Source organism: Bacillus sp. FSL K6-1145 (genome assembly GCF_038003425.1).
Classification (GTDB): domain Bacteria; phylum Bacillota; class Bacilli; order Bacillales; family Bacillaceae; genus Bacillus; species Bacillus pumilus.
In genome coordinates this window covers 2,443,952-2,456,653 of sequence record NZ_JBBOPC010000001.1, presented here as the reverse complement: position 1 = coordinate 2,456,653, position 12,702 = coordinate 2,443,952, and the positions used below count along the sequence as shown (strand labels likewise).

Genomic DNA, 12,702 nt, shown 5'->3' with positions numbered 1-12,702 from the left:
TTCGCTGATGACGGGAAGGAATTCTAAATGGAGTGAGCGGCATGGGCCGTTTATCCATGTTGCTCAAGCATTTTCTTCATAATGAAAAGCCTCGAGAACGATTTTTCAAATATGGTCCAAGTAGTTTGTCAAACCATGAACTTGTCGCGATCCTTTTAAGAAATTGCACAAAAAATTTGTTCTTCAATTATTCGCAAGACTTCTGCAATTATTTGGCGGTCAATATGTCATTCGTATACAAGAGGGCGAGGCGTAATTGTGTTGTGATGGAAGAGGTGAGATTTCTTACACATGAGAACTTTGTTTGTCTTTATCTCAATACAAAAAATCAAGTTCTTCATCGATTGTCCACCCACGCAAAATGTTTAAAGAAGCCTTTAAACATAATAGTTTATTTTGGGTTTAATGTAATTATATGGTACAATAAATAAAAAATGTATCACATAATTTAATTTTTAAAAGGCTTTCCTGCAAGGTTCATCTGAAAGGAAGGATAGCATGTTTATTATCAGTGGAGTACTTCTTTCTTTTATGTTATTAGTAGTTGTTTTAATAGTTATAATCCTTTTTAAACGAATTATTTTAGGTAAAAGCATAGGTGTTCACTATACTCCCTTTGACAATATTACTGGAAACACCAGTATTGAATTTCATGAAGAGCAAAATGAAGACGAAAATGAAGACAATCAAGGTAATGATAAGGATAGAAATAAAGAAAAAAGGTTCTAGTCACTATTAAATAATTAATTATATCCACCTGTATAAAAAAGCCAATTATATAACGTCTATCAGGGACATATTCATCCCCTTATATTTAAATAAACATCTCTTCAAACGAATTTTATTTCTTTTTAACTAGAACATAAGTCCATATTCAATACTTATAGTAGGGGCTTGTTATTTCCTCTATTTAAATATTATGTAATTGAGATAATATGTTGTGTTATTTTTAACACTCTTCTTTAAAAAACGGACGTAAAATAATTGCTTATTCAACATTCAGATTGTTGACAAAGGCTAAAATGATCTTTATTTTTTGTCTTCTTTTCAGTGTGATAGAAAACCATTGAAGTCTAGGAAGAAAATCTACTTTTGCGGAGCGCATTGAACATTCGTGAGCATCAGCGCGCAGGACAGACAACGAATGCGGGAGTTTGTCTACACGTGTATTTATAGGGGAATTTTATAAAGGAGTGATAAACTTCTATCTTGTGCTCTTTCTTGTTAGGATATTTGCTTTATTAACTTGTAATATTTGATCAAAAATTTGTGAGTTTGAAGGAAAAAGGGGAGGGTATTTGTAACACTTTTTTCTCAGATATCCGAAATCGTATTTTAAGGTAATCAAAAGACGCAATTGGTTGTATGTAATGTGCGTCTTTTTTTCTTTTGAAATGTAAATGAGAGGGGAAATCACATTTTCATTAGGTGTTCAAGGTGAATCGCTATGGTACAATCCGGGATATTCTATTTCCGGAAGGAGCCGCGATATATGATTGGCATTTTTGTGTTTCTTGCAGGCATCACCATGGGGTCGTTCTTTCATCTAGTTGGTGAAAGGCTGCCACTTAAGCGGTCTATTCTTCTTCCTCGATCTCACTGCACAGCCTGTAAACAGCCGCTATCCCTGCATGAGATGATCCCGCTCGTTTCTTATGCTGTATGGAAGGGGTCTTGTAAACATTGCGGCATTCGGCTATCTTGGCTCTATCCAACGATTGAAATGCTGTCAGGCGGTCTTTTTTTGTTCATTTATAGGATCGCTGGTGTTTCGTTTGAAAGTCTTTTCCTTGTGATTCTTTGTAGTTTATTCGTGATTGCTGTCGTGAGTGATCTTCTCTATATGAGGGTGCCGAACGAGCTGTTTCTCTTCTTTTTCCCTCTTTTCGTCATATACCGCACGCTGGAACCGCTTCTTATCTGGTGGGAAGGGGCGGCTTCTCTGATTTTTTGCATTCTTTTGTTTTCTAGTTTAGATTATTTTAAGCCGAATAGTCTGGGCGGAGCTGATATGAAGCTGTTCAGTGTGCTTGCGTTTTGCTTTGGCTTCAAGCCGTTCCTTCTCATGCTTTTTCTCTCATGTATCGCTGGAATGGTTTATGCAAAGGTCTTTTCCTTTCGAGTAAACGAGCCATTCCCTTTTGTTCCTTCGATCGCTATTTCTTTTTTGCTGTATCTCTGTGGTGCTCCTGTCTTGTTTCAATTTGGTTAGTCGAAGGGGTGAAAAAATTGGCGAACACTTTTTTGCCCTGCCGACAAAAGTCTTGTTCTTTTTTTTTACTGCTATGGTAAAGTGTGAAACAGAAAGAAGGACGGGTTAAATTCGCGCTGATTCATTGGACAGAAAAGGTCTTTCTTACAAACATGTCAGAAAGCGGGGAATGACAGTGAAAAAGAGGCAGGCAAAAAAACAAGGGCTAAAGGTCAATATTAATGGCAAGGAAGAAATGGTGCATGAAGATGATCATCAGCCGCCAAAACAGCAAGAGGATCAAGTGACGTTTTCGAATTGGGAGGAAAAGAGACATTCGGAACAGGAGACAGCGGCTTCTCAGGAAGATTCGTCTAAACCGAAAGAAGAGGATTTCCAGTGGGATGATGCTGCTGATCATATTTATCATTCTGATCCAAAAGTCGTCACACCTTATCAAAAGAAAAAAAGCTCCTTTGATCAGAAGTTCGGTAAAAATCGCGGTCCCTTCAAGAGAGTGATGACAACGATTGTGTTTGCGGTCGTTCTTGGGACAGGCCTTGGGGTGTTTGCGCTTAGTTTAAGTCAAGATGGTACATCAAATCCTTCAGGTGGAGATATCAGTGTCTCGGCATCTGGTTCTGGAAATCAATCATCGATGAAAGCTGGCGGGGATGCGCCGAATGCAGGTACTACAGATGAATCAAAAGAGAACAAAGATGAAAAAAGTGCCTCTGGCAGTTTATCAACCTTTGTTGTACAGGCTGGGAAATTCTCTTCTGAAAAAGGAGCAGATGACTTAGTTGGCAGTTTAAAAGATGCAGGATATGCTGGGAAAAAGGTTTCCATGGATGATGGATATTATGTCATTGCCGGGCTTGCGACAGAGCAGGGGATGACAAGCGCTGTAGGGAAGAAATTGATTGATCAGCACTTTGAGGCGTGGGGAGGAAAGGAGCTCTCATTTCAAGTGCCGGATGAGCTGACTAGTTTAATAGAAAAGGCATCTGTATTATCATCCAAAGTGATTGCAGGCGATGAAGTGGATCAAAAGGAAGTCACGCAGCTAATTTCTGAGCTTGAAAGTGCCAAAACAGAGGATGCACCGGCTAAAAGCAGTTTGCTAAAAGCTGTGCAGCTCTTAAATGACCCAACTGCTGAAAATGGATGGAAATCTCAGCAGGCATTGCTTGATCAATTAAATACGTAAAATCATTTTTTAAGAAACGAAACTAGTCAAAAAATGACTAGTTTTTTTCTTTTGCATCCAACATAATGATGAAGGTACATGAAAAATGAATTTTCGTAAATTGTCGGTAAGATGTACATTTGCTAGGATGAATGGGTATCTTACTTCTTAGGCTAAACCCTGAAAGGATGAACAAACATGAACCAATTGATTCTCGCATCGCAATCACCTAGAAGAAAAGAATTGCTTGATCTAGCAGGGTTTTCTTATGACATTCAAGCAAGTCATTTAAAAGAAGAAATAAATCGAAACCTTTCCCCTGCTGAGAACGTCCAATGGTTGGCAGAACAAAAAGCAAATGATATTCAAAGATTAAATCCCAAAGCTGTGGTCATTGGTGCAGATACAATTGTTGCAATTGACGGCAAATGTCTTGGGAAACCAAAAGATAAGAAAGAAGCGGCTTTTATGCTTCAATTATTATCAGGAAAGACACATCAAGTCTTGACGGGTGTCACGGTTCAGTCAGAGAATAGAAAAGAAACATTTTATGAACAGACAGAAGTGACATTTTGGACGCTGACTCAAAATGAAATAGACCGCTATATCGATACGGGCGAACCCCTTGATAAAGCGGGAAGCTATGGCATTCAAGGGAAAGGCGCACTGTTTGTTCAAAAAATAGATGGTGATTATTTTTCCGTTGTCGGTCTACCTATTGCGAAAACAGTCAGAGTGCTTGAAACCTTTGGAATCACCCCTTTTTGAAGACAGGAAGGAATTCTAAAAGGAGTGGTCATCCTGAACGATTTCCCTATGCTGCTAAAGCATCTCCCTCATGATGAAAAACCGAGAGAACGATTTATCAAATACGGGCCCAGCAGTTTGTCAAATCATGAACTTGTTGCGATCCTTCTAAGAACAGGCACGAAAAAAGAATCAGTTCTCCAAATTTCCGCAAGACTTCTGCAAACATTTGGCGGTCTTCGCTCTGTAAAAGAAGCCTCAATTGAAGAAATGTCGAAGATTAGAGGAGTTGGAAAGGCGAAGGCGATTTCTCTTTTAGCTGCTTTAGAACTCGGCACTAGATTACACCATCAAACGACGGATAACCGCTATGTGATCCGCACACCAGAAGACGGAGCGAACTTTGTGATGGAAGATATGAGATTTTTGACACAGGAAAATTTCGTTTGTCTTTATCTCAATACAAAAAATCAAGTTCTTCATAAACATACCGTGTTTATTGGAAGCCTGAATTCATCGATCGTTCACCCGCGTGAAATTTTCAAAGAAGCCTTTAAACGATCGGCCGCTTCATTTATATGTGTGCACAACCATCCATCTGGAGATCCGACGCCCAGCAGGGAAGATATTGAAGTTACACAGCGACTTTTTGAATGTGGAAAGCTGATTGGAATACAGCTGCTTGATCATCTGGTCATAGGTGATCAAAAATTTGTGAGTTTGAAGGAAAAAGGGTATTTGTAACACTTTTTTTTTCAATGTTTTACGATATAATAGAGTTTATGAGTTTTTCCCTAAAGGGAATTTTGGTTTAAGAAAGGAAGATACATACATATGTTTGGAATTGGTACAAAAGACCTTGGAATAGATCTTGGAACAGCGAACACGCTTGTTTTTATTAAAGGAAAAGGCATTGTTGTAAGAGAACCTTCGGTCGTAGCTTTGGAAACTGATACGAAGTCTATAGTGGCGGTTGGAAATGACGCGAGAAACATGATTGGCCGTACACCTGGTAATATTGTGGCACTTCGCCCAATGAAAGACGGAGTCATTGCAGATTACGAGACGACAGCAACAATGATGAAATATTACATTAATCAAGCATTAAAAGGCAAAGGGCTTTTTGCTCGTAAACCTTACGTGATGGTATGTGTACCATCTGGTATTACAGCTGTAGAAGAGCGTGCAGTTATTGATGCAACAAGACAAGCTGGTGCACGTGACGCATACCCGATTGAAGAGCCATTTGCTGCGGCGATCGGTGCTAACCTGCCTGTATGGGAGCCAACAGGAAGTATGGTTGTTGACATTGGCGGCGGTACAACAGAGGTAGCCATTATTTCTCTTGGCGGTATTGTGACATCACAATCAATCCGCGTGGCAGGAGATGAAATGGATGATGCGATCAGCAGCTACATCCGTAAAACGTATAACCTGATGATCGGTGATCGTACGTCAGAAGCTATTAAAATGGAAATTGGTTCTGCGCAGCCTGATGTGCATGATGAAATGGATATTCGGGGCCGTGACCTTTTAACTGGTCTGCCAAAAACAATCTCGATTACAGCAGATGAGATTGCAAAAGCGCTTCGTGATACAGTGGAAACAATTGTTGATGCGGTGAAAATGACACTTGAAAAAACTCCGCCTGAGCTGGCAGCAGATATTATGGACCGTGGAATCGTCTTAACTGGCGGCGGTGCATTGCTTCGTAATCTTGACAAAGTCATTAGTGATGAAACGAAGATGCCAGTTATTATTGCTGAAGATCCGCTTGACTGTGTGGCGATCGGAACAGGAAAAGCACTAGAGCATATTCATTTGTTCAAAGGAAAATCAAAAGATAATCGATAATCGGGCGTAAATAAAGAGGTGTAAGACATGCCGCAGTTTTTTATGAATAAAAGATTAATGTTGCTCCTTGTCTGTGTCATCGTACTGGTGGCCATGATTGGTTTTTCAGTGAAAAGCGGCAGAGGTGCTTCATGGCCGGAAAAATTAGTGGGGGATACGACAGGCTTTTTTCAAGGTGTCTTTCATAAACCATCACAATTTATTGCCGGTATTTATGGGAATGTACAAGATTTAAAGAACACATACGATGAAAACGAACGTCTTCGAAAAAAACTTGATGGACAAACCCAATATGAGGCGAAACTACAAGAACTAGAAGATGAAAACAAAAAGCTACGCAAGCAGCTCGGTTATGTGAACTCTATTCGTGATTATACGCCAATTCTATCAACGGTTATCGCGAGAAACCCGTCCCTTTGGGATAGCTTTATCATGATTGATAAAGGGAAAAAACAAGGCGTTGACAAAGATATGGCGGTCACAAATGAGAGTGGTGCGTTAATTGGGAAAATTGAAAGTGATAAGCTCAACAATTTTACTTCGACTGTAAGGTTGCTAAGCTCTACTGACCAAAATAATAGAATTTCAACGAAAATTTTTGCGAAAAAGGGCAAAGAAGAACTCAACGGAATTATTAACGGCTATGACAGTAAGAAAAAAATGCTGACAATGAATATTCTGAAATCTGATGCAGATGGAGATGTCAAAAAAGGAGATCTTGTTGAAACATCTGGAGCAGGGGGCGTATTCCCTCAAGGCTTGACGATTGGTAAGGTGAGTGAAATCGAGCCAGATCATTACGGCCTGACAAAAATCATTTATGTAGAACCAGCGGCTGAACTTAACAATTTAGACCGTGTGATTGTGGTGAATCGCAGCTCAAGTACGGCAGATGCATCTGAATTGACGAAGGAGGAAGGCTCGTGAGACGTGTCCTTCTTGCTTTCGTCATGTTGTTTATCTTCGTATTTGACAGTATTTTTGTCGATCTAGTGAAGCTCCCATTTGTTTCAGACAATCAAATTTTAGCTCCTCATTTCATCTTACTCGCACTTGTATTTATGACGGCGTTTGTGAATCAAAAATATGGTGTGATTTTCGGTTTTATCTTTGGACTTTTATATGATATTTCGTATACAGGCATACTTGGTGTTCATATGTTTGGCTTTGGAGCGCTCTGCTATTTGCTAGCGAAAGCCTTTAAAGTTTTGCAAACGAATATGTTAGTGGTCGTCTTTCTGTCGATTATTGCTGTTTCCGTGATGGAGTTTTATGTGTACGGCGTTCAAGCGACAATTCAACCAGGGATTATGCCGTTTAATACGTATGTCATCGAACGCTTTATTCCAACGATTCTTTTAAATACTGCTGCGTCTCTCATACTTGTTGTGCCGCTTAGGCTCTTTTTCATCAACATGAAACAAGGACTGATCGACGAATAAAAGCAGGAGTTTGTCCAAATACGGCGAAATGAGTATGTTGTTGAGGTGAGCATCTTGAAAACTCAAAAACAGCAATATGTGACAATAAAAGGTACAAAAAACGGATTAACATTACAGTTAAATGATGACTGTTCGTTTGATGACCTTCTTTCTGGCTTGCGAGAGGTTCTTTCACTTGAGCAATATACAGATGGAAGAGAAGGTCATAAGGTTAATGTGCATATTAAGCTTGGTTTTCGGTATTTAACAGAGGATCAGGAAATGCGTTTGACTGAAGCAGTCTCTGAAAATGAACATCTCGTCATTCACTCTATTGAAAGTGACGTCATGTCAACTGAAGAGGCGAGACGATTAAAAGCAGAGGCTGACATTACCTCTGTAGCCAAAATTGTGCGCTCTGGACAGGTGCTGTATGTCGAAGGAGATCTTTTATTAATAGGAGATGTCAATCCTGGCGGAACGATTCGTGCAGGGGGAAATATTTTTGTGCTCGGTGCTTTAAAAGGCGTGGCACATGCTGGATGTAATGGGAATAAACAAGCTGTCATTGCGGCATCTCGTATGATTCCAACACAGCTTCGTATCGCACAAGTGTTTAACCGTGCACCAGATCAAAAAGAAGATGGAAATGAAATGGAATGTGCTTATTTAGATATAGATGGCAACATGATCATTGAACGCCTGCAGCAATTGGCTCATATAAGACCTAATCTGACAAGGCTTGAGGGAGGAATGTGAAATTGGGCGAGGCTATTGTGATTACCTCAGGAAAAGGCGGCGTTGGCAAAACAACAACATCTGCAAACTTAGGCACAGCACTAGCAATTCAAGGGAAAAAGGTGTGTCTAGTTGATACCGATATTGGCCTTCGGAATTTAGATGTCGTGATGGGGCTTGAGAACCGCATTATTTATGATCTAGTCGATGTAGTAGAAGGAAGATGTAAAATTCACCAAGCGCTTGTAAAAGATAAGCGTTTCGAGGATCTTTTGTATCTTTTACCCGCTGCTCAAACAAGCGATAAAACGGCTGTAGAACCAGAGCAGATCAAAGAATTAATTCAATCATTGAAACAAGACTTTGATTATGTCGTCATTGATTGCCCTGCTGGAATTGAGCAAGGCTTTAAAAATGCTGTATCTGGTGCAGATAAGGCAATTGTCGTGACGACGCCTGAGATCTCAGCTGTAAGAGATGCCGACCGTATCATCGGCTTGTTAGAACAAGAAGATATCGAACCACCTCGTTTGATTGTCAACCGTATTCGTACACACATGGCGAAAAGTGGCGATTCAATGGATGTGGATGAAGTTGTCCATCACTTATCGATTGATCTTCTTGGCATTGTCGCTGATGATGATGACGTGATTAAGGCTTCAAACAATGGTGAACCGATTGTCATGGATGCTAAAAATAAAGTCTCGATTGCGTATCGTAATATCGCCCGCCGCGTACTAGGCGAATCTGTTCCACTTCAATCATTTGAAGATGAAAACAAAGGAATGTTTGCTAAGCTGAAAGCATTTTTTGGTGTAAGAGCTTAATAAGCATTCATGTAAGATGAGACCGATTCGATCAGAATCGGTCTTTTTGTTGCATATCAGATGAGGTCGCCACATAAAATGTACAAACTGTTTGTATGTAAAGGGTGATCTCATGAAAAGAGTGGACGAGTACCGAAAGAAAATCGCGCAGCGCCGCAAAACGAAGCAGTCAGCTGCTCCATCTAAGAAGACGACTTTTAAGAAAAAAAAGGATATCCCTCCATGGGTCATGCTGACAGAGGAAGAAAAGCATTCAGGGTCGTCTTCCTTTGAATTGTCGTCTCATCAGCCGAAGAAATATCAGCATCCGCTATTTAACCCCAATGCCTTTGTGCTGAAATGTTTATTATCTGCGTCTCTTGTGTTGATTGTAGCCATTTCATTTAAAGGTCAGGCAGGGCCGTTTCAGCAGCTGAAGCCGATCATTACGCAGACCTTTGAGCAAGATTTTCAATTTGCTGCTGCCAATCGCTGGTTTGAGAAAACAGTTGGAAACCCCCTTGCCTTTTTAACAGACAAAAAGGAAGACCAAAAAGATGTACAAGCGAACCAAGAACTGGCCGTACCTGCTTCTGGAAAAGTACAGGAATCCTTTACGCAAAATGGAGCAGGAGTCAAAATCGAAACATCGGCTGAAGCGATTGACAGTATGAAGGAAGGCTATGTAGTAGAAGTGAAAAAGAAAAGTGACACAGGGCTGACAGTGGTCGTGCAGCATGCGGATAACAGCTATAGCTGGTACGGTCAATTAAAGGAAGCCAATGTGGCCTTATACGATTTTGTCGATAAGGGTGAGAAAATTGGCCAGATCTCACTGGATGATCAAGGAAAGGGCACGTATTACTTTGCCATTAAGCAAAATGAACAGTTTATCGATCCTATTCAGGTGATGACCTTTGAATAGATGGCTGGTCATGCTGACGAAAATTCACATTCATCCGCTGCTGTGGATTGTGATGGCGTTTGCGATCCTCTCTGGTCAAATCAAGCCGCTGCTTTGTCTGCTCATTATCGTCTTTGTCCATGAGCTTGGACATGCAGCGGCTGCTTGCTATTATCATTGGCGCATTCGGCGGATTTTTCTACTCCCGTTTGGCGGAGCGGTAGAAGTAGAAGAGCATGGGAACCGCCCGCTAAAGGAAGAGCTGGCGGTCATTTTATACGGGCCGCTCCAGCATGTACCGCTCCAGCTTATGGCATGGTTTTTCATGGAAGCTTCTTTTATTTCACACGACATTTTTACGATGTTCACTTTTTATAATATGGCGATTTTCCTTGTGAATCTTTTGCCGATTTGGCCGCTAGATGGCGGGAAATTATTCTTTTTGCTCTTATCAGCATATTACCCTTTCCAACGTGCACATGCCCTTGCCATAAAAGGCTCCCTTGTCTTTTTTAGTCTGTTGACAGGCGGATTACTTTTGTTTGCGCCGCTTCAATTCAACGGCTGGGTGCTGCTCACTTTTTTAGCCTATTCACTCGTGATGGAGTACCGGCAGCGGCATTATGTCAGGGTTCGTTTTTTACTAGAACGTTATTACGGTAAAAAAGAGCAAAAGGTAGAAAAGCTGATTCCGCTGAGAGCGAGCGCTGAGGAAAAAGTATATGAAGTCATGGCGCGATTCCAAAGAGGCTGTAAGCATCCGATTATTATTGAAAGAGATGGCGTGAAAATGAGCCAGCTTGACGAAAATGAACTGCTTCATGCGTATTTTTCAGATCGAAGAACCACCTCCTCAATGGAAGAGCTTCTTTTGCCGTACTAGTGATGAAAATACATTGACATTCTGCGTCTAATTTGATATATTTTTTAATGTTATGGATATGTAGCACCCGTGCTACAACCGCGCGAAGCAGGTGTAAAGAGCCTAAGGCCCCCTGTATTCGGCGAGTCTGAGTTTATTAGGAGGTGCAGAGATGTACGCAATTATCGAAACTGGTGGTAAACAAGTAAAAGTTGAAGAAGGTCAAACTGTTTATGTTGAAAAACTAGCTGCTGAAGCAGGTGAAACAGTAACTTTTGAAAACGTATTGTTTGTCGGCGGAGACACTGTCAAAGTGGGTAACCCTTCAGTTGCTGGAGCAACAGTAACGGCTAAAGTTGAAAAACAAGGTCGCGGTAAGAAAATTACTGTGTTCAAGTACAAACCGAAGAAAAACAACCACAAGAAACAAGGTCATCGTCAACCTTACACTAAAGTTGTTATCGAAAAAATCAACGCTTAAGGCGTGTGAGTGATATGATCAAAGCAACCATTACTCGGTCGGCAGCAGATGAAAGCATTACGTCTTTTCAGATGACTGGACATGCCGAGTTTGCTGAAAAAGGTCAGGATCTCGTTTGTGCAGGAGTATCTGCTGTTGTTTTCGGTTCAGTCAATTCAATTATTGCACTGACAGGATTGGACCCTCTGCTTGATATTGGCGAGGAAGGCGGCTATTTCTCTTTTGAATTGCCGGCTGATACAGATCCAGTATCCTTTGAAAAAGCCCAGCTGCTTTTAGAAGGCATGGTCGTTTCCTTAGAAACAATCGAACGAGATTATCACGATTATGTGAGAATATCTACAAAAAAATAGGAGGTGAACTTCATGCTTAGATTAGATCTTCAATTTTTCGCATCTAAAAAAGGGGTAGGTTCTACAAAGAACGGACGTGACTCTGAGTCTAAACGTTTAGGCGCTAAACGTGCTGATGGTCAATTCGTAACTGGTGGTTCTATCCTTTATCGTCAACGTGGAACGAAAATCTATCCAGGTGAAAACGTTGGACGCGGAGGCGACGACACTCTTTTCGCTAAAATCGACGGAACAGTTAAATTCGAACGTTTCGGTCGTGACCGTAAAAAAGTGAGCGTATATCCTGCGGCACAATAATTGCTAAAAACTCCGGTCATTGACTGGAGTTTTTTTCACTTTTTACAAGTAGTATCGAAGATGAAAAAGAGATGCACTCCATCAATATCAAAGAACGTTTGCTGACTTTGCCTCATTTTCTCCTATAGATCAGAAAAAACAACCTTTCCTCACATAACTAGTGTTTTTCTATGCTGTCTTCTCTGTTATAATTCAGGGAGACATATTGATGATAAGACTCCTAAAAGAGAGACCAAACGATTGGGAGTGCGATAATGGAAGAGATATCAAGTAAACAAAACGAAAAATTAACTCACGTTGCATTAACAAATGAATTGATCTATCTGCTCAGTCGTTCAAGACATGACTGGATGAATAAATTGCAGCTGATCAAGGGCAACTTGACATTAGAAAAATATGACCGTGTGTTTGAAATTATAGAAGAAATGGTCATTGAAGCACAGCATGAATCCAAACTCTCAAATTTAAAAATTCCCCAATTGGCCTATTACTTTCTAACATTTAATTGGGAGTCGCATTTTATCACCTTAGAATACGAAGTGCTTGGTGAAACCCGAGACTTATCAGCATATGAATCGCAGCTGCTAACGGTATCACAGGAGTTGTTTTCGATATTCGATCAATCAGTTTGCCAAAAAACTGAAAATCATTTAACGGTCACGTTCCAAACAGATCATGAAGAGAATGATGTGATCTTATATTTTGATTTCAAAGGAAAATTAACAAGTTTGGATGCGTTAAATGCGTTTCATGACGCAAACTATCCATGTATGAGTGTAGTTCAATTTCATGTGACAAGTCATGAGTCCATGATCGAGCTTTGTTTGAGGCAAGAATGAGATATGTGATGCAGAGAAAC

Annotated in this window: 17 protein-coding genes and 1 other annotated feature; all 17 genes read left to right on the top strand. The window is 40.5% G+C overall.

What is annotated here, in order from left to right:
- The first annotated feature begins 41 nt into the window (after positions 1–41).
- Positions 42–431, top strand: coding sequence for a UPF0758 domain-containing protein (locus MHH41_RS18900; RefSeq protein ID WP_436918073.1), 390 nt, complete (start codon positions 42–44; stop codon positions 429–431).
- Between the two features lie 67 nt (positions 432–498).
- Positions 499–729, top strand: coding sequence for a DUF3951 domain-containing protein (locus MHH41_RS12450; protein WP_212046182.1), 231 nt, complete (start codon positions 499–501; stop codon positions 727–729).
- Positions 730–1,492: 763 nt separating this feature from the next.
- Complete coding sequence (locus MHH41_RS12445; RefSeq protein WP_284906795.1) at positions 1,493–2,212, top strand: prepilin peptidase; 720 nt, start codon at positions 1,493–1,495, stop codon at positions 2,210–2,212.
- 169 nt (positions 2,213–2,381) lie between these two features.
- Positions 2,382–3,401, top strand: coding sequence for an SPOR domain-containing protein (locus MHH41_RS12440; RefSeq protein WP_003216728.1), 1,020 nt, complete (start codon positions 2,382–2,384; stop codon positions 3,399–3,401).
- Positions 3,402–3,578: 177 nt separating this feature from the next.
- Positions 3,579–4,148 (top strand): Maf family protein, encoded by a 570-nt coding sequence (locus MHH41_RS12435; RefSeq protein WP_003216355.1) that lies wholly within the window; start codon positions 3,579–3,581, stop codon positions 4,146–4,148.
- Positions 4,149–4,196: 48 nt separating this feature from the next.
- Positions 4,197–4,871, top strand: a complete 675-nt coding sequence (gene radC / locus MHH41_RS12430; RefSeq protein ID WP_034620589.1) for a RadC family protein — start codon at positions 4,197–4,199, stop codon at positions 4,869–4,871.
- A gap of 90 nt (positions 4,872–4,961) precedes the next feature.
- The gene (locus MHH41_RS12425) at positions 4,962–5,981 is read left to right on the top strand and encodes a rod shape-determining protein (protein WP_003216532.1); all 1,020 of its coding nucleotides are present in this window, start codon (positions 4,962–4,964) and stop codon (positions 5,979–5,981) included.
- Positions 5,982–6,008: 27 nt separating this feature from the next.
- The gene (gene mreC / locus MHH41_RS12420; RefSeq protein WP_050943652.1) at positions 6,009–6,908 is read left to right on the top strand and encodes a rod shape-determining protein MreC; all 900 of its coding nucleotides are present in this window, start codon (positions 6,009–6,011) and stop codon (positions 6,906–6,908) included.
- Positions 6,905–7,423 carry a rod shape-determining protein MreD gene (gene mreD / locus MHH41_RS12415; protein ID WP_034661648.1) on the top strand — a complete coding sequence of 173 codons (519 nt, stop codon included), beginning with the start codon at positions 6,905–6,907 and terminating at the stop codon, positions 7,421–7,423. Before mreC ends, mreD begins: the two co-directional genes overlap by 4 nt.
- A gap of 54 nt (positions 7,424–7,477) precedes the next feature.
- On the top strand, positions 7,478–8,161 hold the full coding sequence (gene minC / locus MHH41_RS12410) for a septum site-determining protein MinC (protein WP_284906797.1): 684 nt from the start codon (positions 7,478–7,480) through the stop codon (positions 8,159–8,161).
- Positions 8,162–8,163: 2 nt separating this feature from the next.
- Positions 8,164–8,967: a septum site-determining protein MinD gene (gene minD, locus MHH41_RS12405; protein WP_003216504.1), complete on the top strand. Its 804-nt coding sequence runs from the start codon at positions 8,164–8,166 to the stop codon at positions 8,965–8,967.
- Positions 8,968–9,079: 112 nt separating this feature from the next.
- The gene (locus MHH41_RS12400) at positions 9,080–9,871 is read left to right on the top strand and encodes a M23 family metallopeptidase (RefSeq protein ID WP_284906798.1); all 792 of its coding nucleotides are present in this window, start codon (positions 9,080–9,082) and stop codon (positions 9,869–9,871) included.
- Positions 9,864–10,733 (top strand): M50 family metallopeptidase, encoded by an 870-nt coding sequence (locus MHH41_RS12395; protein WP_284906799.1) that lies wholly within the window; start codon positions 9,864–9,866, stop codon positions 10,731–10,733. The genes MHH41_RS12400 and MHH41_RS12395 overlap by 8 nt, the downstream gene beginning before the upstream one ends.
- A gap of 66 nt (positions 10,734–10,799) precedes the next feature.
- Positions 10,800–10,872 (top strand) — a sequence feature (ribosomal protein L21 leader region).
- Between the two features lie 12 nt (positions 10,873–10,884).
- Positions 10,885–11,193 (top strand): 50S ribosomal protein L21, encoded by a 309-nt coding sequence (gene rplU / locus MHH41_RS12390; protein WP_003216781.1) that lies wholly within the window; start codon positions 10,885–10,887, stop codon positions 11,191–11,193.
- A 14-nt stretch (positions 11,194–11,207) separates the two neighbouring features.
- On the top strand, positions 11,208–11,546 hold the full coding sequence (locus tag MHH41_RS12385; protein WP_003216478.1) for a ribosomal-processing cysteine protease Prp: 339 nt from the start codon (positions 11,208–11,210) through the stop codon (positions 11,544–11,546).
- 12 nt (positions 11,547–11,558) lie between these two features.
- Positions 11,559–11,843, top strand: a complete 285-nt coding sequence (gene rpmA, locus MHH41_RS12380) for a 50S ribosomal protein L27 (protein ID WP_003216586.1) — start codon at positions 11,559–11,561, stop codon at positions 11,841–11,843.
- A 254-nt stretch (positions 11,844–12,097) separates the two neighbouring features.
- A complete protein-coding gene (locus tag MHH41_RS12375) occupies positions 12,098–12,682 on the top strand; it encodes a sporulation initiation phosphotransferase B (protein WP_003216825.1) in 585 nt (194 codons plus the stop codon).
- Positions 12,683–12,702 lie beyond the last annotated feature (20 nt).